Annotated in this window: 28 protein-coding genes and 1 tRNA gene; 18 read left to right on the top strand and 11 right to left on the bottom strand. The window is 32.6% G+C overall.

Annotation, left to right across the window (positions count from 1 at the left end; translation table 11 throughout):
* Positions 1–3 precede the first annotated feature (3 nt).
* Positions 4–624 (bottom strand): lipoprotein insertase outer membrane protein LolB, encoded by a 621-nt coding sequence (gene lolB / locus J3U00_RS06725; RefSeq protein WP_267331961.1) that lies wholly within the window; start codon positions 622–624, stop codon positions 4–6.
* Between the two features lie 156 nt (positions 625–780).
* Here lolB and hemA point away from each other — a divergent pair, with 156 nt between their 5' ends.
* The 5 genes from hemA (at position 781) to J3U00_RS06705 (ending at position 3,803) form a co-directional block, all read left to right on the top strand.
* On the top strand, positions 781–2,052 hold the full coding sequence (gene hemA, locus J3U00_RS06720; protein ID WP_267331960.1) for a glutamyl-tRNA reductase: 1,272 nt from the start codon (positions 781–783) through the stop codon (positions 2,050–2,052).
* Positions 2,053–2,082: 30 nt separating this feature from the next.
* The gene (locus J3U00_RS11660) at positions 2,083–2,331 is read left to right on the top strand and encodes a DUF1289 domain-containing protein (RefSeq protein WP_065563430.1); all 249 of its coding nucleotides are present in this window, start codon (positions 2,083–2,085) and stop codon (positions 2,329–2,331) included.
* Positions 2,332–2,444: 113 nt separating this feature from the next.
* Positions 2,445–2,687, top strand: a complete 243-nt coding sequence (locus J3U00_RS06715) for a zinc ribbon domain-containing protein (RefSeq protein WP_065563429.1) — start codon at positions 2,445–2,447, stop codon at positions 2,685–2,687.
* Positions 2,688–2,786: 99 nt separating this feature from the next.
* Positions 2,787–2,873 (top strand) — tRNA-Leu (locus J3U00_RS06710).
* 135 nt (positions 2,874–3,008) lie between these two features.
* Entirely contained in the window at positions 3,009–3,803 is a 795-nt protein-coding gene (locus J3U00_RS06705) for an acid phosphatase (RefSeq protein WP_267331959.1), read from the top strand.
* A 65-nt stretch (positions 3,804–3,868) separates the two neighbouring features.
* Here the strand turns inward: J3U00_RS06705 and J3U00_RS06700 are convergent, their stop codons facing one another.
* Positions 3,869–4,750, bottom strand: a complete 882-nt coding sequence (locus J3U00_RS06700) for a LysR family transcriptional regulator (RefSeq protein ID WP_065734148.1) — start codon at positions 4,748–4,750, stop codon at positions 3,869–3,871.
* A 154-nt stretch (positions 4,751–4,904) separates the two neighbouring features.
* Between J3U00_RS06700 and J3U00_RS06695 the strand changes: the two genes are divergently transcribed.
* Positions 4,905–5,867: an aldo/keto reductase gene (locus J3U00_RS06695; RefSeq protein WP_267331958.1), complete on the top strand. Its 963-nt coding sequence runs from the start codon at positions 4,905–4,907 to the stop codon at positions 5,865–5,867.
* Positions 5,868–5,993: 126 nt separating this feature from the next.
* Here J3U00_RS06695 and J3U00_RS06690 read toward each other — a convergent pair whose 3' ends face one another.
* Together J3U00_RS06690 and J3U00_RS06685 are read right to left on the bottom strand one after the other, a co-directional pair.
* Positions 5,994–6,746 (bottom strand): hypothetical protein, encoded by a 753-nt coding sequence (locus tag J3U00_RS06690; RefSeq protein WP_267331957.1) that lies wholly within the window; start codon positions 6,744–6,746, stop codon positions 5,994–5,996.
* Positions 6,747–6,775: 29 nt separating this feature from the next.
* Complete coding sequence (locus J3U00_RS06685) at positions 6,776–7,540, bottom strand: hypothetical protein (protein ID WP_267331956.1); 765 nt, start codon at positions 7,538–7,540, stop codon at positions 6,776–6,778.
* Positions 7,541–7,824: 284 nt separating this feature from the next.
* Between J3U00_RS06685 and J3U00_RS06680 the strand changes: the two genes are divergently transcribed.
* The 3 genes from J3U00_RS06680 to J3U00_RS06670 all read left to right on the top strand — a co-directional run bounded on the left by J3U00_RS06680 (position 7,825) and on the right by J3U00_RS06670 (position 11,016).
* Entirely contained in the window at positions 7,825–8,649 is an 825-nt protein-coding gene (locus tag J3U00_RS06680) for a MetQ/NlpA family ABC transporter substrate-binding protein (RefSeq protein ID WP_220226059.1), read from the top strand.
* Between the two features lie 172 nt (positions 8,650–8,821).
* Complete coding sequence (locus J3U00_RS06675) at positions 8,822–9,784, top strand: hypothetical protein (RefSeq protein WP_267331955.1); 963 nt, start codon at positions 8,822–8,824, stop codon at positions 9,782–9,784.
* 332 nt (positions 9,785–10,116) lie between these two features.
* Entirely contained in the window at positions 10,117–11,016 is a 900-nt protein-coding gene (locus J3U00_RS06670) for an endonuclease/exonuclease/phosphatase family protein (RefSeq protein WP_081299517.1), read from the top strand.
* A 75-nt stretch (positions 11,017–11,091) separates the two neighbouring features.
* Here J3U00_RS06670 and cmoB read toward each other — a convergent pair whose 3' ends face one another.
* A complete protein-coding gene (cmoB, locus tag J3U00_RS06665; RefSeq protein WP_220226056.1) occupies positions 11,092–12,060 on the bottom strand; it encodes a tRNA 5-methoxyuridine(34)/uridine 5-oxyacetic acid(34) synthase CmoB in 969 nt (322 codons plus the stop codon).
* 34 nt (positions 12,061–12,094) lie between these two features.
* Positions 12,095–12,865 carry a carboxy-S-adenosyl-L-methionine synthase CmoA gene (gene cmoA / locus J3U00_RS06660; protein WP_267331954.1) on the bottom strand — a complete coding sequence of 257 codons (771 nt, stop codon included), beginning with the start codon at positions 12,863–12,865 and terminating at the stop codon, positions 12,095–12,097.
* Between the two features lie 32 nt (positions 12,866–12,897).
* On the opposite strand from cmoA, the gene J3U00_RS06655 reads away from it, so the two are divergent.
* Entirely contained in the window at positions 12,898–14,049 is a 1,152-nt protein-coding gene (locus tag J3U00_RS06655; protein WP_267331953.1) for a metallophosphoesterase, read from the top strand.
* 14 nt (positions 14,050–14,063) lie between these two features.
* Positions 14,064–15,152 (top strand): ribonuclease D, encoded by a 1,089-nt coding sequence (rnd, locus tag J3U00_RS06650; protein ID WP_267331952.1) that lies wholly within the window; start codon positions 14,064–14,066, stop codon positions 15,150–15,152.
* Between the two features lie 40 nt (positions 15,153–15,192).
* Here rnd and J3U00_RS06645 read toward each other — a convergent pair whose 3' ends face one another.
* The gene (locus J3U00_RS06645; protein ID WP_267331951.1) at positions 15,193–15,885 is read right to left on the bottom strand and encodes a 5'-methylthioadenosine/adenosylhomocysteine nucleosidase; all 693 of its coding nucleotides are present in this window, start codon (positions 15,883–15,885) and stop codon (positions 15,193–15,195) included.
* A 102-nt stretch (positions 15,886–15,987) separates the two neighbouring features.
* On the opposite strand from J3U00_RS06645, the gene J3U00_RS06640 reads away from it, so the two are divergent.
* Both J3U00_RS06640 and J3U00_RS06635 read left to right on the top strand, forming a co-directional pair.
* Entirely contained in the window at positions 15,988–16,758 is a 771-nt protein-coding gene (locus J3U00_RS06640; protein WP_267331950.1) for an SDR family oxidoreductase, read from the top strand.
* 27 nt (positions 16,759–16,785) lie between these two features.
* Positions 16,786–17,655, top strand: a complete 870-nt coding sequence (locus J3U00_RS06635) for a co-chaperone YbbN (protein ID WP_267331949.1) — start codon at positions 16,786–16,788, stop codon at positions 17,653–17,655.
* Positions 17,656–17,824: 169 nt separating this feature from the next.
* Here J3U00_RS06635 and map read toward each other — a convergent pair whose 3' ends face one another.
* The gene (gene map / locus J3U00_RS06630) at positions 17,825–18,613 is read right to left on the bottom strand and encodes a type I methionyl aminopeptidase (protein WP_220226051.1); all 789 of its coding nucleotides are present in this window, start codon (positions 18,611–18,613) and stop codon (positions 17,825–17,827) included.
* Positions 18,614–18,821: 208 nt separating this feature from the next.
* Between map and rlmC the strand changes: the two genes are divergently transcribed.
* From rlmC to J3U00_RS06610, 4 genes are all read left to right on the top strand, one after another.
* Positions 18,822–19,964 carry a 23S rRNA (uracil(747)-C(5))-methyltransferase RlmC gene (rlmC, locus tag J3U00_RS06625; RefSeq protein ID WP_416379891.1) on the top strand — a complete coding sequence of 381 codons (1,143 nt, stop codon included), beginning with the start codon at positions 18,822–18,824 and terminating at the stop codon, positions 19,962–19,964.
* 94 nt (positions 19,965–20,058) lie between these two features.
* Positions 20,059–20,199: a hypothetical protein gene (locus tag J3U00_RS06620; RefSeq protein ID WP_267331947.1), complete on the top strand. Its 141-nt coding sequence runs from the start codon at positions 20,059–20,061 to the stop codon at positions 20,197–20,199.
* Positions 20,200–20,356: 157 nt separating this feature from the next.
* On the top strand, positions 20,357–21,919 hold the full coding sequence (gene gshA / locus J3U00_RS06615) for a glutamate--cysteine ligase (RefSeq protein WP_267331946.1): 1,563 nt from the start codon (positions 20,357–20,359) through the stop codon (positions 21,917–21,919).
* 1 nt (position 21,920) lies between these two features.
* Entirely contained in the window at positions 21,921–22,700 is a 780-nt protein-coding gene (locus J3U00_RS06610) for an endonuclease/exonuclease/phosphatase family protein (RefSeq protein ID WP_267330354.1), read from the top strand.
* Here J3U00_RS06610 and J3U00_RS06605 read toward each other — a convergent pair.
* From J3U00_RS06605 to rnhA, 3 genes are all read right to left on the bottom strand, one after another.
* Positions 22,681–23,757, bottom strand: coding sequence for a transglycosylase SLT domain-containing protein (locus tag J3U00_RS06605; RefSeq protein WP_267331945.1), 1,077 nt, complete (start codon positions 23,755–23,757; stop codon positions 22,681–22,683). The two genes, J3U00_RS06610 and J3U00_RS06605, sit on opposite strands and share 20 nt — an antisense overlap.
* A gap of 216 nt (positions 23,758–23,973) precedes the next feature.
* Entirely contained in the window at positions 23,974–24,702 is a 729-nt protein-coding gene (gloB, locus tag J3U00_RS06600; RefSeq protein ID WP_267331944.1) for a hydroxyacylglutathione hydrolase, read from the bottom strand.
* A 40-nt stretch (positions 24,703–24,742) separates the two neighbouring features.
* On the bottom strand, positions 24,743–25,216 hold the full coding sequence (gene rnhA / locus J3U00_RS06595) for a ribonuclease HI (RefSeq protein ID WP_267331943.1): 474 nt from the start codon (positions 25,214–25,216) through the stop codon (positions 24,743–24,745).
* Between the two features lie 158 nt (positions 25,217–25,374).
* Here rnhA and dnaQ point away from each other — a divergent pair, with 158 nt between their 5' ends.
* Positions 25,375–26,106: a DNA polymerase III subunit epsilon gene (dnaQ, locus tag J3U00_RS06590; RefSeq protein ID WP_267331942.1), complete on the top strand. Its 732-nt coding sequence runs from the start codon at positions 25,375–25,377 to the stop codon at positions 26,104–26,106.
* Positions 26,107–26,175 lie beyond the last annotated feature (69 nt).

Genomic DNA, 26,175 nt, shown 5'->3' with positions numbered 1-26,175 from the left:
CCGTTAGTTTAACGTCCAGTTGCTAATTTTTAAGCGAATAAGTTCATCATCATGTGAAAGTTCAATGATGGCTGGTAAATCAACTTTTTTATTTTTGAAAGTATAAGTTGCATAGCTCAAAATCTTTAATGTCCATTTATTGTTATTTTGCATAAAAGATGTTGATGCAAGCCTACCTGAGTTATCTAATTTATCGGTTTGGTTATCATCAGAAAATCCTTTTAACCAATTATGTAAAGAGTTAAGAGGAATGTTGATGTTAGAAACTTTTTTCATTAATCTTTCAATATTAACATCATTATAATGTCCACCATTTTTATCCACTAATTCGGCATAGTTTGGTTCAGACTTTAGTGTTAAAATATTGGTTCCTACAGGTGTCGTTAATTTAACCTCATAATGATCTTGTGATTGTTGAATAATAAGGAAACGACCATAGTTTTTCGTTTTTGTTCCAGTATGAGCAATACTACCATTAACCTTAAAAGAATTAATTTGTTCAAGTATCTGTTTATGGCTTTGCCATTGTTGCTCGATTGATGCATTAGATTGGTATTTTGTTGTTTGACATGCAGTAATCATTAATGGCAATATAAAAAGTAACGCAAATTTAATTTTTGTCATAAAATAACTCTTAAGTAGTTTTAGTCAAAAGTAGGGCATATTATAGCTGATAATTTTGCGAATAAGAAAAAGTAACTGTAATTAACCTTTATTATTTTTTTAGCTATAATATTTAAATTTAGACGCTTTATAAACTATTATAAAAGAATCAATGCAATGTCTATTACAGTATTGGGTGTAAACCATAAAAGTGCGTCAGTCGCTTTAAGAGAAAAAATTGCTTTTTCTAATGAGATTATTGATAAGGCATTATATAGTCTATATCAGCATCCTTTAATTACTGGGTGCGTCATTTTATCAACTTGTAATCGCACAGAAATTTACTTAAGTTATGAGGATGAGGCAGATTTTTTTCGAGTAAAGCAATCTGTTGAAAATTGGTTAGGACAATTTCATCACGTTGATTTGGATGTTTTTAATAAGTCACTATATTGCTATGAAGGCCAGAAAGCTGTCGAACATCTTATGTCTGTTGCTTGTGGTATTGATTCGTTAATTATTGGTGAGCCTCAAATTCTTGGTCAAGTAAAACAAGCTTATAATTTTGCTCAGCAAAATAATTGTTTGTCAGTTCAACTCGAAAAACTCTTTCAATCTATCTTTCATGTAGCCAAAATTGTTCGAACAGAAACTAATATTGGAGCAAATACTGCTTCGGTAGCTTATGCGGCGTGCTTAGTTGCGCGTGATCTTTTCTCTGATGCGTCTGAGTTAAGTGTAATGTTAGTTGGAGCAGGTGAGACAATTGAACTTATTTCTCGCTACTTAAAGCATCATGGATTTAAACATGTTATTGTTGCTAATCGTACAAGAGATAAAGCGCTAAAATTAGCATCTATTATTGATGCTGAGATCATCTCTTTACCCGATATTGCTAATCGACTCAAAGAGGTTGATATTGTCATTAGTTCAACTGCTAGTCCTTTACCTATTATTGGCAAAGGGATGGTTGAACGGACACTACATGAACGAAATAATAATCCAATGTTATTTATCGATTTAGCCGTTCCTCGTGATATTGAGTCAGAAATTAGTCAACTCGAAAATGTTTATCTTTATACTGTTGATGATCTGCAACAAACCGTTCAGAACAATCTAGAACAACGGATTATTGCTGCCAATGAAGCTGAATATATTATTCATGAGCAAGCTGAGTTGTATATCGATTGGCTAAAAACCAGACATGCTGTTGAATATGTAAAGCAATATCGCCAGAATGCACAAGTTATTAAGCGTGAATTAGAATTAAAAGCGTTAAAAGCAATTAAACAAGGTGCCAATATTGATGATGTATTTTTTGAGTTTTCACATAAATTGACTAATAAATTGATTCATGCACCAACACAAACTTTGCTTGAAGCGGCAACACATGAGTGTGATGATTGTTTTAAAATATTAAGTAAAGGATTAGGCTTAAAAGAGCTTTAATAGTTGTTGATCTTCATAGGAAGAGATAGATTGGATCAAATTGAATTTTTTGACATACAAAGCCCATGTAGACGAGTATGTGAGACAGATAAGCAAGGTTATTGCATCAAATGCTTTCGTTCCAGGGAGGAAAGATTCAATTGGTTAAAATTTTCAGATGTTCAAAAACAAGAAATTTTGCGATTATGTAAGCAAAGGGCATTAAGACGCCGCTATCAATTATTACAACAACAAAATAATAATCAAATAAATACTGCACAAATCGATTTCACTTTTTAATAAAAAATATCCATTCTTATATATCTTGTATTCAATCTAAACTCGGAGTAGCATTTTTATTCAGGTTAAGTCGATTGATTTTAATTACCTGCAAATTAATTGGAATTTAAAATATGAAAATGTGTATTGCTTGTGGTATGCCAATGACAGCTATTGCTGATTATCCTTTACATGATTTGTCGAAAAACTACTGTAAACATTGCGCTCATTCAGATGGTTCAATGAAAACCTTTGATGAAAAATGGCAAGAAGTTACTCTTAAATATTCAAATAACCATAATGTTGATTATTTAGTGGCAAAAGAGACCGCTTATACTATTTTAAAAAAATTACCTGCTTGGAAACGTAAATGGTAGTAGAAATTTTAGGCAACTAACTGCGTTTATAATAATATCTGTTGCAGATATCACAAAGCTTAGTATAATTGCCAACGTTTACTTATTTACACTTCAGATGCCAGTGTGGCGAAATTGGTAGACGCAGCGGATTCAAAATCCGCCGCCCTTAAAAGCGTGTCGGTTCGAGTCCGACCACTGGCACCAATAATAGATCATATTTCAACTGCTCACCCAAATCCTAAAAAATTAATACTAAATAAAGTTATTATTATCATCAAATTTTTCCAAGTTCTCCGAAGTAAGCCTGTTTAATCATTAATCTGGTAATAGGAGTAAAATATGGCAGAAAAAATAAATGTTAGAAAATTGACAATTTTCATTTCAACACTCTACTGTTCTTTAATATTTTCTTCATCATTATTTGCTTTTCAAAAAGGATCAACAGAAGACTTTCTTGGTCATGAAGTTGGGGTTACATATCATACTGCCGATCAAGCCGTTAGTAGTAAAGAATACTTGCCTATTTATCCTCAAGAAGGTACGCCTGAATTTGAAGCAGATAAGATTGCCTATTTACATGGTTATAATCTCAAAGATACTGATCGTTGGAAACAAGCAACAAAGGATGCTGATTTGAATACGGCAAATGTAGCTGAAATTTTTTCTGAACCTTTAGGTATTACAATATCACCCGAAACAACACCCACTTTATATAAAATGTTTGGTGATTTATTGGTTGATTCTGCTGATAATGCCACTAAAACGGCTAAAGAGTTTTATATGCGAAAACGTCCTTTTGTCTATTTTGGTAATCACTCTTGCCAGCCTGTTGATGAAGAAGAACGATTACGTCAAAATGGTTCATTTCCATCAGGTCATACCGCTTATGGTTGGACATTAGCTTTAGTTCTAGCTCAAATTTCACCTTCACATGCTGAAGCGTTAATCAAACGAGGCTATGAATTTGGTCAAAGTAGAATGATTTGTGGGGCCCATTGGCAGACTGACGTAAATGCCGGTAGAATGGTTGGGGCAGTGGAATACTCAAAATTACAAACTATCCCACAGTTTCAAGAAGATCTTCGCAAAGCAATTGACGAAGTTAATCATCAATATAGTTTATTAAAAAATTGATAGGCCATTTTGGAAAATTAAAAAGGCAGTATTACTGCCTTTTTAAAATATAAAGATTAATCTAATTAAGATTTCAATGCATCTAAAACAAGTTTAAAAACATTTGAGTGGCCTTTACGGCTTGGATAATAGATATAAAATGGCTCATAGGTAATTGAATAGTCGCTTAATAATTCTATAAGTCTTCCAGTTGCTAATTCATTTTTTACATCAGGATAACCAATCCAACAAATACCTAAGCCATCAAGTATCGCCTGTTTTCTTAAATGATTATTGATGGAGAAGTGAGTAGAGGGGTGATATTGAATAATATTACCACTATTAGTAAATTCCCAAATTGTTTCCATTCCATGTTGGCTTGAAACTTTTTTGCCAATTAAAAGATGTTGATCTAAATCACTTATCTGTTTAGGCTCTTTTCTCTGCTTTAGATAATCAGGACTAGCAACTAGGACCATTCGCAAAGGATCTGATATTTTTACAGCAACCATTTCTTTAGCAAGGTCATTCCCAATTCTACAACCCATATCAAAACCATCTTTAACGATATCGACTAGATTATTGTCACATTCAATTTCAATCTTAATTTGTGGATAGCGTAAGGAAAATTGACTTAATTTAGGATATATAAAGTTTTCAATCGCAATATTTGATGCGTTGATCCTAATTGTACCTGATGGCGTATCTAAATAATCGCCAAGTGCGTTAACTTCTTCATTTATCTGTTTAAATAGAGGCGCTAGTTGTTTATAAAGTTGTTCACCAGCTTCAGTTAGTGAAAGACTTCGTGTTGTACGATTAAATAGCCTGAGATTTAATCGAGTTTCTAAATTCCTCATACTATGGCTTAATGCGGAAGAGGAAACTCCCAAAGATTTAGCTGCTCCAATAAAGCTTTTTGCTTCAGCGATAGTAATAAAGTAATTGAGTTCATTATAGTTATGCATAATATATAAAATTAATGAATTTAATTCATGATACTATAAATGAATACCCTGTTTATCTCAATAAAAGTTATCTCTAAAATAATATTATCAAAATTGACTTTTTATCAATTTATTAAATTATTTAAACGATTCTGACATACTGAGGAGTTATTGTATGGATTATATAAAATTAGGTACTTCTGATATTGAGGTCTCCAGGTTTTGCTTAGGATGTATGAGTTTTGGTGATCCTGCCAGTAAAATGCATGACTGGACACTTAATCCCGACCAAAGTGAAGCCATCATTAAACATGCTTTGGATCTAGGTATTAATTTTATTGATACAGCTAATACTTATTCAAGTGGAACTAGCGAGGAATATGTTGGAAGAGCATTGAAACGAAATATCGCTAGAGATAAAGTCGTTTTGGCCACTAAAGTCTATTTTAACGAAGGACACCTGTCTAAAACAGCTATTGAAAAAGAAATTGATGGATCGCTTAAACGATTGGGTACCGATTACGTCGATTTATACATAATTCATCGTTTTGATTACAGTACACCGATTGAAGAGACCATGGCGGCATTACATCATTTGGTCGAGATGGGTAAGGTACGAGCCCTAGGTGCTTCGGCAATGTATGGTTATCAATTTTATAATATGCAGCTGGCAGCTAAGCAAAATGGTTGGACTCAATTTGTTTCAATGCAAAATCACTATAATTTATTGTATCGCGAAGATGAAAGAGAGTTAATTCCGATCTGTAAGCAATTCCATGTTTCATTAACTCCTTATAGCCCATTAGCGGCTGGTAGACTTTCCCGATTAGAATGGAAAACCGATACGTTGCGAAGTAAAACAGATAAAGTCGCTATTGCCAAATATGATAGTACGCAACAAATAGATAGAGAAATTGTTGTAAGAGTAAATGATATCGCACAAAAATATGGTGTAACCATGACGCAAGTTGCGCTAGCATGGCAATTTGCTAAAGGCGTTGCATCACCTATCATTGGTGCAACCAAAACGCAATATTTGGATGATGCAGTCGGCGCGTTAAAAGTTTCATTAACTAAAGATGATATTGCTTATCTTGAGGAACTTTATATCCCCCATGTTATTATGGGAGCAATCTAAAAATATTATTTTTTAACTGTTTTTTACAGCTCGCTAATCCTCGATATTATATTTGAAATATCATATCGAGGGTTAAATAATAAATTGATTTTAAATAATATTTAAATGACTTTTTTATCAATTTAATCAAAAGTATTCCAAAGTTCGTAAATAAAAATGCGTCGTCACTTTATTTGGACCTAAACAATATTCTTTAGTCCAATCTCCGTGTTGATTATAATCACCATAAGAACACTCTTCCTTCATCTCAGCTATTCTTTGATTGTTTTCATCGAGTACAATTTTGCCTAATTCAATTTTGTAGTCGTATTGAATTCTTTTACTCAATTGTTTTTTATCATTATAAAAATATTTATATTCTCTTAAAACAACGATGAAACTGTCAGTTTCATCGTATTTTTGAAAAATTTCTACAACCCTTTTAGAGACTAAATCGTTTTCATAATCAACTTGACTAATGAAATCAAAGTCATCGATTGAATCTTCAATTTTTATTACTCGCCCATTAGAATCATAACCTACCAATAATTTATTATTTTTTTTAGCATCCTGATAAGAAAGAATATTTTTTTCTTGATCAAACTTGATATCAAGATTCAGGTTCTTATTTTCAGATTCATAAGTATATTTCCCATTTTTATAATCAATAATAAATTTATAAAAATCTAAAGTCATTGATTCAATAAGTCCATCGGTATTTGCAGTTAAAGTTACAGGATTACCCCCTTTTAATGACTGTTCTTTAATTGGAATGGAATGGGGAGCTAAATCTATACCGGCATGGATTAAATAGCTATTTTCAACGGCTATATTGGGAGTATGATTATCTTTACACCCAAATAGCGCTAAACTTATAAGCATAATTATTTTGATTTTCATTATTATACTCCTATTTATTTACTTAAAGGTTAATATTCAATTTCACGTAAAACAAAGAAACTGAAATTTTCATTAGGCTTTAAGCAATAATATTTCGTCCAATCACCAAATTGATTAAAATCATAAAATTGGCATTCTAATTTTTGGTTATTTTTTGTTATATAATCATCTAAATAAATTATTTTTTTATCAATTTTATGATGATTATTATAAAAATATTCAACTTCATTTTTTGACATTAGTTTTGTTTCATCATTTTCTTTAAGTGTGGTTTCTGTAATGATTTTTTTCAAATTATTTTGGTCATAAAGAAATGTTGATACGAAGGTAATAAGATTAGGATCAGTTTTTTTTGTAAGCTTAATCAATCTTTTTTGCTCATCATAATTAGCATACCAAGCAATAGGTAGTTTTGCTTCATGAATTTCGGTCATATTCTTGTCATTATCAAATTTTATATAAAATTCTAAAAGAAATTGATCTTGTTGCGAGAAAATCATTGTGGATTTTTGGTAATCAATATCTATTTTGACTGGAAATGCTTTATCGGATGATTGATTAAAAGTAGGTTGAATTTCGGGTGAAACAACAGAGGTAATAAAACCTTGCTGATTTATAGTAAACTCTTGGTTTATGCTACCAGATAATATTTGTTTTTTTATTGGTTTGGAAAATGGTTTAAGTTCAGGAGATTGAAAAAATAAGTAATTATTATTAATAGCTTGCTCATTATCACTCTTTGGGTTACAGCCAATTATCAAAAATGATAAAAAGCAAATGATAGTTTTTTTCATTATGATCCTTATGTTTAAAATCTGGCCCTAATCCTAAGGATACCATTATTTTTTTAATATAATAAGGACATTGAACTTAAAAGCTTAATAATATTAAGGATACTAGTTTAACTAATTTATTGATATCCTATTTTCTTAGCAATATTTTAATCTTATTTCACATATTTCCAATTTGAATATAGATATAATTTTTTCGTATTATCCCAATAGTTATTCACCGACTATAATGACTCAATAGTCGTATCAGAATATGTTCGACTAATTTATCTTAATAGGGAGTGATAATGAAAAAATATATTTACCTGTTTATATTATTAGGATTTACATTAATTGGGTGTGACAACAAGTCAGATTCAGCTAAAAACAACCAACAAGAGAAGAAAGAAATCGTAGTTGGTTTGCCACCAAGTATGCATAATATAATGATGGAAAAAGTCGTAAAACCTGCTTTAGAACAAGAAGGTTACAAAGTTAAGATGGTAAATTTCAGTTCATTAAGGGATTCAAATACCGCTTTAGTTGAAGGAAGTATCGATCTCAATGCCGCTCAACATCAATCTTATTTAGATGTATATAATAAAGAAACTAAGAGTGATCTTGTTTCTTTAGTTCATATTCCTTCAATATCCGCGGCGCTTTTTTCACAGAAACATCATTCAATAAATGAAATTGCTGATGGACAGACAATTCTTATTCCAAATGACCCATCAAATAAAGCTCGTTCATTACAATTATTACAAAGTTTGAATTGGATCACCTTAAAACCTGAAAGTGAAGCAGGAACGTTAGATTTAAATGATATTGCAGAAAATAAGTATAATTTAAAATTTAAAGCAATATTATCTGAAATTATTCCTAGAACGCTTAATGAAGTTGATTATGCCATAATGCCTGGGGGAATAGCATGGTTAAGTCATATTCCGGCAGATAATGTTTTAGTTCAAGAAAAGTTAACTCCGAATCTTGAATTAATGGTCGTAGTTAAGAAAGAAAACTTAAATACCAAGTGGGCGCAAGATGTAAAAAAACTTTATCAATCAGATCAGCTTAGAAAATTTATTAATGAAGATCCTGACGCTAAAGGTCGCTTTATTTGGCCACAGCAGTAAATCTTTCCAAGATATCCTAATTACTATTAGGATATTTTTCATATTTTATATAACTGCTTTCAAACTTTGATTAGATCAAAAACTATTTTGTAAAGCAATTTAAAGATAAATAATTCATTTATTTTGATTTTTCACCATGATAAAATTGTTATCTCCCCAATTATGAATATAAATGAATGTGATGAAAAAAATTCAATTACCCATTTTAATTGTCTGTGGCGTTATGCTTTGTAGCTGTTCCGATGAACCTAAGTCAGTTGTTCGTATGATTGATAATCCCACTGATAATGAAATTGTAGTAGCCATTGATGGTAAAGAACTCGCTATTCCGGCTAACTCTAACACTACCTATACTTTTGAATATGGTAAGCATAATTTAGCTTATAACAATGAGTCACTCGACTTTATCGTTAAACCCGCTAGGTTTCCTGATGATGGTTTTATTAATCCTACACAAAGCAACTATATGTTTCATACCTATATCTACGCAACTGAAAATACCAGTGACGAAGAGTATGATAAGTTATATGAAAAATCTTTACGTAAAGTTTCCATTATTATAAATGGTGTAGAAGATGAAGTTGAACTACCAGTTAAAGTGATAAACGATGTTTTTATCGAAAGGGAAGATAATACTTGGGACTATTCAATCAACCAGGAAGCCCCTAATGAACTTCCTAAAAAATTTAAAACCAAAAAAGATATCCAACTTCCTAGAATTAAAGTCTATCGTGAAAAAGATTATATCACCTTATTAAAAAATGAATTTTTTGAATCCAATGAAGATCCAGAGACAGGATTTGAAGTAAGTTTTCCTAATAAACCAGTAAAATTTGCTGAGATTGAGCAATACGTATTCCCTAAAATTAATTTGGGGGGAATTGAATGTGATGCTGGTAAAAAATATTTAGCAGACACATTAGATAATTGGAAACAACTTTTCACTTTAAATGGTGATGACTTTGCTAGTAAGTATAAAAAATTAGGTGGAGAGGAAGGCATAAATTCTTTAAGAAAATCTGATGAACTTTGTCCTAAAGAAATAGATCCAAATATGACTTATTACCAAGCATATGGCCCATTTGAAAAATTTTTAAATTTTACCCAAGATACTAATATCTATATTATCAAATAAATTTTAGTCATTGTGTAATTTATCACTACAATAATTATAAAAGGCATAATATTTTTATTATGCCTTTTATTTTATCAATAACCGTTATTCTGAATTTATTGAATTGTATTTATATTATAAAAAAAGTTGAGGAGCGGGGTTTTTGAAGTTTCAAAATCGCAATTATCCAATCTTTATATTCACAGATCATGCTCCTTCCTTGAATAAAATTCGAATCGCACGAATTGTAGATAATAATATTGACCTAAATCACATAAATCATAAAAAGAATTTTGATTAAAATCGAATCAATATAATATTTATAGTGAGTTAATAAAATAAAGGAATATCTTATGAGTAAAACTAGATTGAAAATTGCAGCATTAATTGGTGGTATTATTTTTAGTGCTTCAAGTGCTTACGCATCAATTGATGATGTTAAGCAACTTAAAATCATCAGTTATAATGTTTATAACGGGATGAAGTTAGATGAGAGCGAAGGCAAGCAGAAATATATTGATTGGGCAAAAGCGCAAGATGCCGATATCATTGCCTGGCAAGAGATGAATTTCTTTACTCGAGAAAAACTTGAAAAATTTGCAGCCAGTTATGGTCACAAATATGCTGTTCTGTTAAAAGAGTCACCAGATGATCCTGCATTTTTCCCTGTTGCCATTACCTCAAAATATCCTATCGTAAATGTGAATAAAGTGGTTGATAATTTATGGCATGGAGCGCTGTTTGCAGATGTTGGTAATTATCATTTTGTGATAACCCATATGAACCCGTTTTGGACGGCTAAGCGTATCGATGAAATTAATTTGATTATAGATTCAATTAAATACAGTCGTGATCCTAATGGAAAATGGATAATCGCGGGGGATTTGAATTCATTCTCTCCAGCAGATAAACCTGATTATGATAAAAGCACGCTTTTAGAAGATATAAAAGAAAAACAGAAGAAAAGACCAATTCTTGATAATCTGGTAAATGGCCAATTAAGCTATACCGTTCAACAAAATCTACTTGATGCGGGTTATATTGATGCATTAAAGATAAAACACAAAGAATTTATCTCAACCGCACCAACTAAAGTCTTTTATGATCAAGCATCAGTACCATTACGTTATGATTATATCTATGTCTCACCACCACTTAAAGAAAACGTGATTGATGTTAAGGTACTCAAAGATGATTTTACTGATAAGTATTCAGATCACTACCCAGTTCAAATGATTATAAAGAATAATTAATATCATCTATAGAATTAAGAACAAAACGGGCATAAGCCCGTTTTTTATGTTAATTGATTCGATAAGATCAATACACTATTTTCGGGCAACAAATACCGCTCGTATTGGAGCAGGGTAACCTTCAATCGTTTTGCTCAAATCGTTCGGATCAAGAAACTCAGCTAATGAGTCAGATTCCATCCAGTCTGTTTTGCGCTGTTCATCTAAACTGGTTTTCGATATATCAACCATTTTTATCTCTTTAAAACCACATTTATGTAGCCAATTTATCATGGTGGGGACAGATGGGATGAAATAGACATTTCGCATTTGAGCATAACGTTCACCTGGCATTAATGCTTGGTGTTCGACTCCCTCAATAACCAGGGTTTCAAGCACTAATTGTCCACCATCAACTAATTGATCTTTCAATTGGTAAAGATGATCAAGTGGCGAACGGCGATGATATAATACGCCCATTGAAAAAACCGTATCAAATGCATTTAATTTTGGCAGTTCCTCAATTCCTAAGGGTAGTAAGTGAGCTCGTTGATCATTACCTAATAGTTTTCTTACTGCTTCAAATTGGCATAAATAAAGCGCCATTGGATCAATACCAACGGCAAGTTTAGCTCCTGCGCCAACCATTCGCCATAAGTGATAACCACTATTACAACCAACATCGAGAACTGTTTTACCCTCTAAATTTTCAATGTGATTAATTAGTCGCTCCCATTTCCAATCAGAACGCCATTCTGTATCAATATCCACACCATAAAGATGAAAAGGGCCTTTACGCCACGGCATCATAGTTTTCAATAATTGGGTGATTCTTTGCTGTTCCCCTGAAGATAACGGTTGCTCAGTTTTAGCTGTTACGCTGTGTAAGAAGTCGATTTGAAAAGGGGTAATTGCTGGCAAGTGTTTAATGCTATTTAACCATTGGCTAAAACGGTTATCTAAATTTTGCTTTTGCCAATTAGCTAGTTGTGCTGGTAATACTTCAAGCCAATTTTTAAGCTTATTTTTTGCGATAATTTGGTAAAAATCACCAAAATCAATCATTCGTTATTCCTTTGTAATTGGGTTAAATCTGATGTTATTTTATAGCAATGATGGAACCGAAATTAAAACATTGAAACCAGGTATCGACATGTTTAAATCCTGCTTTAGCAAGACGCTGTTTATGGGTTTCAATAGTATCGGTAAGCATAACGTTTTCAAGCATATTCCGTTTTTGGCTAATCTCTAGTTCACTGTAACCATTCGCTCGTTTGAAGTCATGGTGCATGTTAAATAATAATTCATCAACACTCTTATCATTAAAACTAAATTTTTCAGATAGCACTAATATGCCATTAGGGATTAATGCTTGGTAGATATTATTTAAAACACGTTGACGATTGTCTGGCGTTAGAAATTGCAAGGTAAAATTTAGGACAACCATTGAAGCATTTTGCATATTAATATTGCAAATATCTTCACATATAACATCAACAGGTGTAGTTGATTTATAGGCATCAAGGTGTTTTTTACATCGTTCTACCATTGGTAATGAATTATCAACGGCAATGATATGGCAATTTTCTTGTTTGATATTCCGACGAATTGCAAGTGATGCAGCGCCTAGCGAGCATCCCAAATCATATATCATTGAATTGGGTTGAACAAATCTTTCAGCCAACATGCCTATCATTGAGATTATATTCGAATAACCAGGAACAGAGCGTTGCACCATATCGGGAAAGACTTCGGCAACTTTTTCATCAAAAGTCCAATCGCCTAATTTATCAATTGGTGTTGAAAATAACTGATCTTTTTTGCTATTCATAAAAGTTATTGGTGCTATAGGATTTAATTCTGTTATCATACCATTTTTTGCTTTCGATTGTTCGGGAAATTATGACATTTGTTGATTTTATAGCCATTTTTGCAACGATTGTTATTAGTGTGTTTATTACATTCTATTTTGGTAAACGTTGGCAGTTTTGGCTTAATTTGAATTTAACAGGTTACTTTCGAATTATTTATTGGGTCACTGTCTATTTTGCCGGATTATCATTAATTTTTGCCAGATTATTAGATGGTTTTATACCTTCATGTATACATTTTTCTTTAATCACCATTTCTGCATTGATGATTTGTAGTGTTTTTATAGTGACTATTTTTGATATCACTTATTGGTTTAGTAAAAAAAGATTAAAACCCAATCTATGGCTTAAAGTTAGCTTTATTATTGCTGTTGTAGCGCTGTTTAGTTTTGGGCATAAAATGGCGATAAATCCTCAAATTGTCCATTATAAAGTTGAAATTAATAAACCTGCTCATGTTGAGCATTTAAGAATTGTTCAACTTTCAGATATTCATATCAATGAACATACGTATACCAAAATGATTCAAGAAATGGTCGAAAAGGTAAACGCTTTGGAACCTGATTTTATTGTGATAACGGGGGATACACTGGATAAAAGTTTAAAGCCTTTTTTAGAATATGGCTTTGATAAGCAGTTTCAACAATTAAAACCAAAATATGGTAGCTATATTATTTTTGGTAATCATGAATATTTAGGAATTAATGACGCTAATAATCGTGAAGATGATATTATTAATGCCTTCAAACAAGCAAATTTTAAAGTCTTAAAAGATGACATAGTCTATCTTGATGAAGTTGGTATAACATTGATAGGGCGGGATGATTTTTCTTCATCTCGGTATGATATTAAGCGTGCTTCATTATCTGATTTAATCCTGTTTACTGATACCGAGAAACCTATAATATTGTTAGATCATCAACCAAGAAATCTTGATGAAGCCGCTGAACAAAATGTAGATTTGATGCTATCTGGACATACACATGGTGGGCAAATTTTCCCGGTTAATATTTTAGTCGCCATGATGTATAAAAATTCTAAGGGAATTTATCAAGATACTAATCATCATTTTACCAGTATCGTGAGTAGTGGTTATGGGTTTGGCGGGCCGCCAATACGATTAATGACCCGTTCTGAAATTGTTGTAATAGATGTATCATTTGCAAAAAAATCGACCTCTTAAATAGGATTCATATTTTGATTTATCAATATATTACTACTGATGAAGAATTATCTAGTTATTGTTTAAAAATTGCGAACAGCAATGCAATCGCATTAGATACGGAATTTGTTCGCACGCGAACATTTTATCCTCAATTAGGACTTATTCAGGTTTTTGATGGTAAACATGCAGCATTAATTGATCCAGTTAATATCAACAATTGGCAGGATTTTTTAGCTATTTTAGCCAATCCCACAATTGAAAAATATTTTCACTCTTGTAGTGAGGATATTGATGTGTTTCTTTCTACATTTAACTGTGTACCCACTCCAATTATAGATAGCCAAATTTTGGCATCATTCCTAGATAATCCTGTTAGCAGTGGCTATGCTAGTTTAGTTAATAAATACCTAGGCATTGAATTAGATAAAAGCGAAACTCGAACAGATTGGTTAAAACGTCCTTTGACTGAAAAACAATGTGAATATGCGATTAATGATGTGTTATATCTCTTCCAATTAATGGAAATTCTAAAAGCTAAACTCACAACTAATCATTATTTAGATGCAGCCTATCAAGAATGTCAAAGTGCGATTGCCCGTAAATGCAAGCCGTTTGATCCTAAAGATGCTTACCTAAATATCGGAAATAGCTGGCAATTAAAAGGTAACAGCTTAGGACAATTGGCTAAGTTAGCATTATGGCGATACCAATTAGCCAAATCTGAAAATATTGCATTAAATTTTGTTGTACATGAAGCTGTTTTATTTAAGATTGCCCGTTTCCAACCTTCGTCGTTAGCTGAACTTGATAAATTAGGAATGAAAGGGAAAGAAGTTCGGCTATATGGTCCAACCATTTTGGAAATATTGCAGGAACCTATACCGAATATTCCACTAATTAAACGAATTAATAGTTATCCAAATTACAAAGAAACTTCCGATTTATTAAAGCAAATCACTGAAAATATTTCATCAAATACTGGACTTAGCCGTGAATTAATTATATCAAAACGGTTAATCAATCAATATATAAAATGGAAAATAGATAAAAACGAAAGTATGCCTGAAATATTATCTGGGTGGAGAAAACCACTATTTGAACAATATGGCTTATTAAATTGATCAATATCTAGGGTGTCAAATGAAATTGACACCACGTTATTTAAGCAAGTTCACTTAGCATCGATTCAACAATTTTAGATGATTGAGCTGCGGCTAACTTTAAAAAGGATTGAAAATCAATTGCTGATTCATTATCTCCATTGTCTGAAATCGCTCTAACCACTACAAAAGGAACTTTAAATAACCAACAAACATGGCCGATCGCAGCGGCTTCCATTTCAACGGCAATTGCGTCAGGATAAGTTTGCTTAATTCGTTCTAGATTACTTTTTCCATTAATAAAAGCGTCTCCACTACCGATTGAACCAGCCACGGCATTGACACCATGTTTTTTGATACAAGCTTCGGCTAATGATCGATATTTTTCATCAGCAGGAAACGAGACAGGGCAACCAGACATTTGGCCCGGCTTATATCCAAAAGCAGTTAGATCCACATCATGATAAAAAACATCTTTTGATACAATAATATCACCAATACTGAGTTTAGTTGAAAGTCCACCAGCTGAGCCAGTGTTAATTACCGCATCAACTTGGTAATTATTTAAAAGCAGGGTAGTTCCTGATGCCGCAGCTACTTTACCGATACCTGATTGTAATAATACGATGTCGCAATTAGCAATTTTGCCAATGTGAAAATCACACCCTAAATGATGTTCTAATTGATAATCAGTAATTTGACTTTTTAGTATTGCAACTTCTTCTTCCATTGCTGCGATAATAGCAATTTTCATAAGGACCTCTAGGTGTTTATTAGCCGTATATTTGTTTTAAATGTGCTATCATAATTGCCATAAGTGAACTTGACAATAAATGAATCATAACGGAGATAAAATTTGCATACAATTTTTATAACAGGTTGCTCAAGCGGTATTGGCTTGATTTCAGCAATCGCATTAAAAAAGCGAGGTTATCGTGTTATTGCTTCTTGCCGTAAAGTTGAAGACCAAAAAAAATTAGTCGAGCAAGGTTTTGAAACCGTTCTTTTAGATTTGGATGATCCAGACTCTGTTACTCAAGCTGCACAGGAAGTTTTAACTTTAAGTGAAGGTAAATTATATGCTTTATTTAATAATGCCGGATTTGGGGTATATGGTCGATTAAACACCATCAGTCGAGCGCAGTTAGAGTCACAGTTTTCAACAAATTTTTTTGGTGTTCATCAATTAACACAATTATTACTACCGGCTATGCTTGAGCAAAATGAAGGAAGAATCATTCAAACAAGCTCTATTGTTGGAATTGTTGCAACCCCAGGGAGAGGAGCTTATTCAGCCAGTAAATACGCCTTAGAAGCATGGTCTGATGTATTAAGGTTAGAATTAGCTAAAACGAATATAAAGGTTTGTTTAATCGAACCTGGTCCATTAAAAACCTATTTTTCAAATAATGTGAATCAAACCGAAAAAGGGAATATTGTAAAAAATCCACCAATTGCTAGACGTTTTACCTTAGCTCCCGAAGCTGTTTTACCCTATCTTTATCATGCATTGGAGCACGATAAGCCAAAAATACGTTACAGGGTAACTAAAGTAACGAAGTTAGCAGCGATAGCTAAACGTTTGCTTCCCGACAGATTAATGGATAAAATTTTAGAAAATAAGTAATAAATTAAATTATTCATAGGATAAATTATGTCAAATCAATTTATTTTTGATGTTAACGAACAGAATATTCAAGAAATTGTCGAAAAATCGACAAATACTCCCGTGTTATTCTACTTTTGGTCACCAAGAAGTCCAAATCATCAAGAGATGACAAACACGCTAACAAAATTAGCGACAGAGCATCAAGGACAATTTATTTTAGCCAGCGTAAATTGTGATGAGCAACAAATGCTTGCAGCACAATTTGGTTTAAGAGCAATTCCAACAGTTTATATGTTCCAAAATGGGCAGCCAGTTGATGGTTTTCAAGGTCTACAAAGTGAAGATCAAATTAAAGCATTTTTAGCCAAAATCTTACCTAATGAAGATGAATTAAAACTTGTTGAAGCTCAAAAATTATTTAATGAAGGGTTATATGACCAAGCTTTACCTTTATTAAAACAAGCATGGACGACGCTAACTGATCACTTAGGCAAACCAAGATCAGATATCGCATTAATGTTAGCTAAAGCGCAAATTGAACAAAAGCAACTTAACGATGCTAAAGAAGTTTTAGCAACAATTCCGCTACAAGACCAAGATTCCGCTTTTCATGGATTACAAGCTGAGATTGAGTTACTTGAACAAGCAGCTAATTCACCAGAATTACAGCAGTTGCAAGCTGAATTGGCCAAACAACCTGACAATATTGAATTAATGATCCAACTTTCATCACAATTGATGCAAGTAGGGCGACACGAAGAGGCTTTAGAGCTTCTATTCAAACCGTTAACAAAAGATCTAAATGCGGGAGATGGTCAAGTTAAGAAGACATTACTTGATCTGTTAGCTGCATTGGGTACTAATAACGCTTTAGCTAGTAGTTATCGTCGTAAGCTTTATACGCTGTTATATTAAGAAATACTTAATTGATTTCTGGCGATGGTAATAGCTTGGCATTAATTCATAAAAAATTTTATGAACTTCTATCGAAACTTTGGAAAGTTAAAAGATATCAAAAGAAAGTTGATAGATTAGAAGGATGAAATGAAGAGATTCAACAGTTTTGTTGAATCTCTTTTTTTATTTAATGTTCGATAATACGAGGAAAGTTTTCGTTACTACGAAGGGTTAAAACCTCAACCCCGTTATCGGTTACTAAAATAGTGTGCTCATATTGAGCTGAAAGTCCATGGTCTTTAGTTTTAACGGTCCAACCATCTTTCATTGTGCGTGTACGCCAATCGCCAGTATTCACCATCGGTTCAATCGTAAAAGTCATACCAGGTTTTAAAATTACGCCACCATCATCAGCATCATAATGTAATACTTGAGGTTCATCATGATATACCTCACCAATACCATGACCACAATATTCACGAACTGAAGAGAATCCAAATTTATCAACATATTTTTGAATAGCTTTACCGATTTCTCTCAATCGAATTCCTGGTTTTATGATTTTAATCGCTTCGTATAAGCTCTCTTGAGTAACTTGGCAAAGTTTTTCGCCAGCAACAGTGGGTTTACCTGCAATGTACATTTTTGAAGTATCCCCGTGATAACCATCTTTGATCACAGTTACATCTATATTAAGAATATCACCATCTTTTAATTTTTTATCAAAACTTGGAATACCATGACACACTACGTCGTTAATAGATATACAACTTGTATGTTTAAATCCATGATAACCAATATTGGCAGGAATAGCTTTTTGTACATTTACAATATGTTCATAACAAATTTTATCGAGTTCACCAGTAGTAATTCCTGGTTTAACATACGGCTCGATCATCTCTAAAACTTCAGCAGCTAATTTGCCTGCAATACGCATTTTTTCAATTTCGGCGGGAGTTTTTAACTTAATAGACATCAACGTGTTCCTGTAATTTTAATGGCAATATCCTATCATATACCGTTGTTTCTTTAAAGCATAGCGGTGGATAATTCCTCTTGATTAAAAGTTTAAATTTTACGAAAAAAAAGTTGAGGAACGGGGTTTTTGTGTATAAAAAATGAAAACTAATACAGCTTGAAACCGTTTAATTATATAATAAAACATTATAAAAAAAGGTTTCAATGTGATGCAATGTAGCTATTATCAAGAAAAAAAATGTTTGTCTTGTCATAAAATTAATCAACCATATCATTCTCAATTAACCGAGAAACAAAGTCATTTGTTGGAGAAATTAGCTGATTTTAATCCTAAACAAGTTAACGATCCGTATGCGAGTCCTGAATCAGGGTTTCGTAATAAAGCTAAAATGGCAGTGCTGGGTACGGTTGAAAAACCAATTTTAGGCATCCAAAACGGTAATGATGCGATTGATTTGTGCGATTGCCCGCTTTATAGCTCGAACATGCAAAATATTCTAAAATTGGTTCGTACTTATATTCGTAAGCAAGGATTAGTTCCCTATAATATCAACAAGCGAAAAGGGGAGTTAAAATTCGTTATCATCACAGAAAGCATTATTGATAATAACAGCCATTTTATGCTGCGATTTGTATTGAAATCACATAAATTTGTAGAAAAAATTAAAAATAGTTACCACAACTTGCAAATAAATAACTTAGAAGTTGTTACTATCAACATCCAACCTAACCATGCAGCGATATTAGAGGGGGAAGAAGAACTGATTTTAACCGATAACCCTTTTTTAGCGTTCCAATTTAATCAGATACCTTTATATATTAAATCTAAAAGTTTCTTTCAAACAAATAGTCACATTGCAGAAAAACTCTATCAAACGGCTAGTGATTGGGTTGCAAACTTAAATGCTAACTCAATATGGGATCTATTTTGTGGAGTAGGTGGTTTTGGTTTGCATTGTATCGGTCATTCTAATAATGAAAAGATCCAATTGACTGGCATTGAAATTAGTTCTGATGCCATTGAGTGCGCAACAAAATCCGCTGAAAAACTTGGTTATGATAAACTCGATTTTAAATCGTTAGATGCCACTAAATATGTAAACAATGAAAAAGGTATCCCTGATTTAGTCTTACTTAATCCTCCAAGGCGCGGGGCTGGTAAATCACTCATTCAATACTTAGATAATATAAAACCAAAATATATATTATATTCAAGTTGTAACTTAGCATCTATGGTAGAAGATTTGCAGCTTTTAAGCGATTATCAAATGACTAAAGCCCAATTGTTCGACATGTTTCCGCACACTTCACACATGGAAGTTTTGGTTTTGTTAGAAAAATACAAATAGTTATTTACTGATTTAGGCTATTAATGACTAATATTTATATTAGTTATTAATAACTATTGGTCTAGATTTATTAGCGGAAATGAAAGATTTCAATTTGTTTAAAATCACACCAACATTGGGGAGATTAGTTTTAGGTTTTGGAAAAACCTATATTGTTGATCATCAGAATAATCTTATCACACCGGTCGATGAGGATTATGTCGCTAATCAAAAAATTGAACAAGCCAATAAATAAGCTGATTCATTAGCAAAGTGACATTCTATTAGTTTATATTATTTTGTATATTGATAGATTTCTATTTTCTTTTTAATAGTCACAAAACAGCCTATATAAACCATTAAACTATGCTAAAATTAAGCCAATTTAAACTGAATTTAGGAAATATAAAATTATGATTCCTGATGTTTCTAAAGCACTCAATTGGTTGGAAAAACACTATACAATTTTACAAGGCATTCAACGGGGTGTTGAACGTGAAACGCTCAGAATTTTACCAGACGGCTCTTTAGCAAAAACACCTTTTCCTAATAAAATTGGTTCAGCATTAACTCATCCTTGGATAACAACCGATTTTGCTGAGTCGATGCTTGAATTTATCACGCCAGTTAATACGAATATTGATTATATGCTCACGTTTTTGCGTGATTTACATCGTTATGCTAGTGTCAGTATCGGCGATGAGATGATGTGGCCATTAAGTATGCCTTGTTTTGTGGCAAATGAAGACGATATTATTTTGGCACAATATGGCTCCTCAAATGAAGGGCGTTTTAAAACGGTTTATCGAGAAGGATTGAAGAATCGTTATGGCGCAATGATGCAAATCATATCCGGCGTGCATTATAACTTCTCTTTGCCTATGGCATTTTGGCAAGCCCGATTTGGGGTGAAAAACGCCGAAGAAGGAAAAGCGGTTATTTCTGAAGGTTATTTTACTTTAATACGTAATTATTATCGATTTGGTTGGGTGATTCCTTACCTGTTTGGCGCATCACCTTCTATGTGCTCTTCATTTATTCAAGATAAGCAAAAAGCTAAAGCATTTATAGAACAAACCAATGGTAACTGCTTTTTGCCTTATGCAACTTCATTAAGATTAAGCGATATTGGTTACACCAACAATGCCCAGAAACAATTAGGTATTACCTTTAATCATCTAGATACTTATGTTGAAGGATTAAAACGTGCCACCCATGTCAAATCAGATGAGTTCAGTAAATTAGGCATTAAAGTTAATGGTCATTATCGACAACTAAATGATAATGTTTTACAAATTGAAAATGAATTTTATGCACCAATTCGTCCTAAACGAGTTCCTAGAGCAGGGGAGTTACCTTCAGATGCCTTGTTACGTGGTGGAATAGAGTATATTGAAGTGCGTGCGCTTGATGTTAATCCATTTTCACCAATAGGTATTACTGAGGAACAGATCCGCTTTATTGATCTATTTTTGATATGGTGTGCGTTAGCGCCAGCCCCTGAAATGAGTAGTGCTGAACTTGAGTGTACAAAATTAAATTGGAATCGGGTTATTATGGAAGGGCGTAAACCTGGTCTTGAAATTGGTATCGGCTGTGATAGTTATCGAGAGCCATTATCGAAAGTCGGCCACGAATTATTTAAAGATTTGCTCCGTGTTGCTGATGTATTGGATCATCAAGATGATAAACAACATTATCGTAAAGTTTGCGAACGGCTAGATCTGATGTTTGATCAGCCTGAATTAACGCTTTCAGCAAGAACGCTTGAGGCTATCAGTGATTTAGGTACTGCTAAATTTGGCTTAGTTTTAGCAACTCAATATAAAAATCAGCTTAGTTCAGAACCTTTGCAATTATTGACTGATGGTGATTTTGTTCAGCAAAGAACTATGTCAATTGAAAAGCAACAAAAGAAAGAACAGAATGATACTTTGTCATTTGATGATTATTTAAAAGAAAAAATGAACGGTTAAAATGTTTAAACATCGAGACTATACACTACGATATCAAGGAAATAGTAGTGTTGAACTGATATTACCAAACCATAAGATAGTCAATGATGACCCACTAATTGATCAATCATCATTCTCGGTTTTGGTTTGGAATATTTTTAAACAGAAAAGGGCTGATTGTATTAAAATTCTTGAGCAATATGCTAGCCAATCCAAGTTAATGCTATTACAAGAAGCCCAAACAACACCACAATTATTAAATTTTATATCTGCGAATAACAAAGTTGCCGATCACGTACCAGCTTACTGCTTTAATGATATTTTTGCTGGAGTTATGACTATAACTGATTCAGCACCGACTAAAATATTATCGTTTAGAGAAAAAGAGCCATTTATTCGAGTACCTAAATCAGCTCTAATTACTGTTTATCCAATTAAAAATTCTACTAAACAGCTGTTAGTTGCCAATATTCATGCCATCAATTTTAGTATTGGCGTAAAGATATATCGTCAACAGATGTATATGTTATTAAATTATATTAAGCAGCATGATGGACCTGTTATATTGGCAGGTGATTTTAATGCATGGAGTCGGCAACGACTGAATTTACTCTATCATTTGACTCGATCAATAAATCTTAAACCGGTCAATTTTGCTATTGATATTCGGAAAACGTTTTTAGGCAGGCCATTGGATTTCATTTTTTATCGAGGTTTAAAGCTTGATGCGGCTAAGATAATTAGTACAGCCGCATCAGATCATAATCCATTATTAGTTAATTTTAAAATGAATTCGAATTGACTAAATTAATTGTTAATACATCACCTTCTTTTACTCGTCCATTTTTTAATTTATTCCATTGTAAAAGATCGGTGATTTTCACTCGGTAATTCCTCGCAATGGAATAAAGATTATCACCAGCTTTAACTTGGTAAGTAATCTGTTTTTTGCCATTACTTAAAATAGATTTAGCATCTTTAGCATTTACTGTACTGTATTGAATTGTCGTTGATTTAATTTCAAACGGCATATTGTTATGTGGCACATCTTCTAAAAGCTCAGTTACTTGACTAGTAACTAAATTCTCATTTTTCAACTTTTTGAATAGTTTATTAGCATGAGAATAAGGAACTAATAGATGAAAAGGGCCATTTACAGTTTGTTGCACATAACCGGCATTGTATGTCATTAAATCATTTAGTGATAATCCAGTATATTGCGCTATTTTAGACAATGAAATGTTTTTAGACATATCAATTCTAACTAAAGAGTTTTGATAATTACAATCCGGTAGTTTAATTCCATAACGTTTATTGTTTTTAACAATGTCGATAATAGCTAATATTTTTGGCACATAATGCATTGTTTCTTGTGGCAAATCTAAAGACCAATAGTCAATAGGTAATCCTTTAGCTTTATTTTTATCAATCGCCCGTTGAATTCGACCTTCACCTGCATTATATGCTGCTAATGTTAATAACCAGTCGCCATTAAAGCGGTTATTAAGATTTTGTAAAAGAGATATAGCTGAGCTGGTTGAAGCAATTAGATCGCGACGTCCATCAAAACTACTGCTACGTTTTAAACCATATTCTTTAGCTGTAATTGGCACAAATTGCCATAAACCAGCCGCTTGAGCAGGCGAGGTAGCTAAAGGGTCATAAGCACTCTCAATTAATGGAATTAAAGCAAGTTCAACCGGTAGCTTATTTTTTCGTAACTGATTAATGATGTAATATACATAAGGTTCAGATCGTAATGCAATATTTTCAAATCCCTGTGGATTACGCAGTAAACGTTCTCTTTCCGCGACAACTCGGCTGTTGTTCGGAACATTTACGTTAATTTGAGTTAGCATGTAATGCCAAGGATTTTGCGTGACTGAAGCGTAATTAACACCACCACTTTTAAAGCTAGAATTAACTATTGATTTAGAATTGTATGGTTTTGAGCCAGAAGTGTATCGCGACCCTTGGTTTTGACACCCGACTAAAAAAGCACATAACACTGTAAATATTAATAATTTTTTCATTAGATTATAAGTTAGGACATTAATTTAAACGACTTATTATACCTAAAAAATGTCCTTTTGGCTCCTAAAAAAAGCAAACAGTTCTAACTCATTGTTACAATTGAATTTGCTTTGTAAAGATTTTTCATTACACCGTAAAAATAAGTTAATCTGTTTTTCTTTGGTTAAAATAGAAGGCAAAGTAATTTTCTTTTTGCAAATATAATTATAATATTCATGAATAACTTTATCATGTGGAACCATCATTTGTGCAAAGTTCAAATTAGCTTTAGTATATTCGTGTCCTGCACAAATAAGCGTATCATCAGGTAGTCGCTTTAAATTATTAAGCGAGCTTAGCATTTGCTTATAATCACCCTCAAAAATTCTACCACAACCAGCAGACATTAAGGTATCACCACAAAATAGATATGGTCGGCAATAATAAGCTAAATGTCCTAATGTGTGTCCCGGTACTGAAATAATATCAAATTGAAAATCAGCAATTGATATTTTATCTATATTATCTAGATAGTTAATCTGCAAATTAATTTCACTAGGCCCATAAACTTCAATATCGGGATAAAATGCTTTTAGCTCTGTTACCCCGCCAGTGTGATCGATATGGTGGTGAGTTAGTAAAATTGCAAGGGGTGACAAGTGATGTTTTTTTAGATAACTAATTACAGGGGCAGCTTCACCTGGGTCGATAATAACAATTTGTTTATCGTTGTTTTCCAACAACCAAATATAATTATCTTTTAGGGCCGGGATAACATGTAATCGATACATAGTTATTATACCTTCTTAGTTATCTAACTGTTTTTTGTATTCAGTCCTTTAACGATGCTTCAAAAATAGTATCGTGTAAAGTTGGGGATTCGGCTTGATTTTTAGCAATAATATCACAACGCTCATTTTCGATATGACCAGCATGACCTTTAACCCAAATCCATTCAATAGTATGTGATTTAGCTATTTCATCTAAACGTTGCCACAAATCAACATTTTTAACAGGTTGTTTATTTGATGTTTTCCAGCCATTTTTTTTCCAGCCATGAATCCAATTCATAATGCCATTACGTAGATATTGGCTGTCAGAATACAGTTGAATTTGACACGGTTCTTTAAGAAGCTCTAAAGCAACAATTGCAGCTAATAATTCCATTCGATTATTGGTAGTTTTAAAATAACCTAGAGCTAATACTTTTTCTGTTTGTTTATATTTTAAAATTGCGGCATATCCACCGGGACCAGGGTTACCCAAACAAGAACCATCTGTGAAAATTTGAATTTTTTTTAACATACTAAATAAACTTTGCCTATTGAATAAAATTTAAAATTAAATAATGTGATGTTGTGTAATTAGTGGCGAAAACACTGTAGGTATCAACATTAGCGCATTTTGGTGTTAGACTATACCATTAATTATTAAATTTCCCAATTTTAGAAGAAGAGTATAACGTGATAACACATTCAACACGTCAAATTGTATTAGATACTGAAACAACAGGTATGAACCAAGACGGTAATAATCACTATGAAGGGCATAAGATTATTGAAATTGGTGCTGTTGAGGTATTAAATCGGCGACTAACTGGCAATCATTTCCATGTTTATATCAATCCAGAACGTTTAATTGATGAAGAAGCCTTTAGAGTTCACGGTATAAGTGATGAATTTGTTAAAGATAAACCAATATTTAAAAATATAGCACATGATTTTATAAAATTTATTGATGGTGCTGAATTAGTCATTCATAACGCATCGTTCGATGTCGGATTTATGGATTATGAATTTTGTCTTTGTGGTTTAAATTTTAAAACAGCTGAACATTGTATTGTTACTGATACACTAGCTATGGCTCGGCGGCTTTTCCCTGGTAAAAGAAATAATCTAGATGCACTATGTGAGCGTTATCAGATTGATAATTCACATCGTACACTGCATGGCGCTTTACTTGATGCTGAGATTCTAGCTGAAGTTTATTTAGCAATGACAGGGGGGCAAACGACGTTAGCATTTAGCGCTGAAGATAATCCATTATCAATGTCAAATAATACCGTCAAGAAAATTGAACGTAATGGAACTCCTTTAAAGATAATTAAAGCAAATGATTCTGAACTCTCTGCTCACGAGTCTATTTTAGAAAAGATTGATAAAAAAAGTGGCGGGGCATTATGGAAAGCACATTAAAGTACATTAAAGTACATTAATGATTGTTTTCTATTCAATTGAACTTTATTTTTAAAAATTTTATTGACG

The organism is Gilliamella sp. B3127 (assembly GCF_026536935.1).
Lineage (GTDB): Bacteria > Pseudomonadota > Gammaproteobacteria > Enterobacterales > Orbaceae > Gilliamella > Gilliamella apicola_E.
Note: the sequence above shows the minus strand (reverse complement) of the source record. Positions and strands in the feature narration are given on the sequence as shown.

Bases quoted from the DNA above. Each gene is read 5' to 3' on its own strand.
- gloB (WP_267331944.1), bottom strand. From the start codon at position 24,702: ATGTATCGATTACATGTTATCCCGGCCCTAAAAGATAATTATATTTGG.
- J3U00_RS06700 (WP_065734148.1), bottom strand. From the start codon at position 4,750: ATGCATAACTATAATGAACTCAATTACTTTATTACTATCGCTGAAGCA.
- J3U00_RS06655 (WP_267331953.1), top strand. From the start codon at position 12,898: ATGACATTTGTTGATTTTATAGCCATTTTTGCAACGATTGTTATTAGT.
- J3U00_RS06675 (WP_267331955.1), top strand. From the start codon at position 8,822: ATGAATGTGATGAAAAAAATTCAATTACCCATTTTAATTGTCTGTGGC.
- J3U00_RS06685 (WP_267331956.1), bottom strand. From the start codon at position 7,540: ATGAAAAAAACTATCATTTGCTTTTTATCATTTTTGATAATTGGCTGT.
- J3U00_RS06715 (WP_065563429.1), top strand. From the start codon at position 2,445: ATGAAAATGTGTATTGCTTGTGGTATGCCAATGACAGCTATTGCTGAT.
- J3U00_RS06610 (WP_267330354.1), top strand. From the start codon at position 21,921: ATGTTTAAACATCGAGACTATACACTACGATATCAAGGAAATAGTAGT.
- J3U00_RS06635 (WP_267331949.1), top strand. From the start codon at position 16,786: ATGTCAAATCAATTTATTTTTGATGTTAACGAACAGAATATTCAAGAA.
- hemA (WP_267331960.1), top strand. From the start codon at position 781: ATGTCTATTACAGTATTGGGTGTAAACCATAAAAGTGCGTCAGTCGCT.
- J3U00_RS06645 (WP_267331951.1), bottom strand. From the start codon at position 15,885: ATGAAAATTGCTATTATCGCAGCAATGGAAGAAGAAGTTGCAATACTA.
- map (WP_220226051.1), bottom strand. From the start codon at position 18,613: ATGTCTATTAAGTTAAAAACTCCCGCCGAAATTGAAAAAATGCGTATT.
- J3U00_RS06695 (WP_267331958.1), top strand. From the start codon at position 4,905: ATGGATTATATAAAATTAGGTACTTCTGATATTGAGGTCTCCAGGTTT.
- J3U00_RS06605 (WP_267331945.1), bottom strand. From the start codon at position 23,757: ATGCTAACTCAAATTAACGTAAATGTTCCGAACAACAGCCGAGTTGTC.
- cmoA (WP_267331954.1), bottom strand. From the start codon at position 12,865: ATGATAACAGAATTAAATCCTATAGCACCAATAACTTTTATGAATAGC.
- J3U00_RS06670 (WP_081299517.1), top strand. From the start codon at position 10,117: ATGAGTAAAACTAGATTGAAAATTGCAGCATTAATTGGTGGTATTATT.
- gshA (WP_267331946.1), top strand. From the start codon at position 20,357: ATGATTCCTGATGTTTCTAAAGCACTCAATTGGTTGGAAAAACACTAT.
- rnhA (WP_267331943.1), bottom strand. From the start codon at position 25,216: ATGTTAAAAAAAATTCAAATTTTCACAGATGGTTCTTGTTTGGGTAAC.
- lolB (WP_267331961.1), bottom strand. From the start codon at position 624: ATGACAAAAATTAAATTTGCGTTACTTTTTATATTGCCATTAATGATT.
- J3U00_RS06705 (WP_267331959.1), top strand. From the start codon at position 3,009: ATGGCAGAAAAAATAAATGTTAGAAAATTGACAATTTTCATTTCAACA.
- J3U00_RS06690 (WP_267331957.1), bottom strand. From the start codon at position 6,746: ATGAAAATCAAAATAATTATGCTTATAAGTTTAGCGCTATTTGGGTGT.
- cmoB (WP_220226056.1), bottom strand. From the start codon at position 12,060: ATGATTGATTTTGGTGATTTTTACCAAATTATCGCAAAAAATAAGCTT.
- J3U00_RS06680 (WP_220226059.1), top strand. From the start codon at position 7,825: ATGAAAAAATATATTTACCTGTTTATATTATTAGGATTTACATTAATT.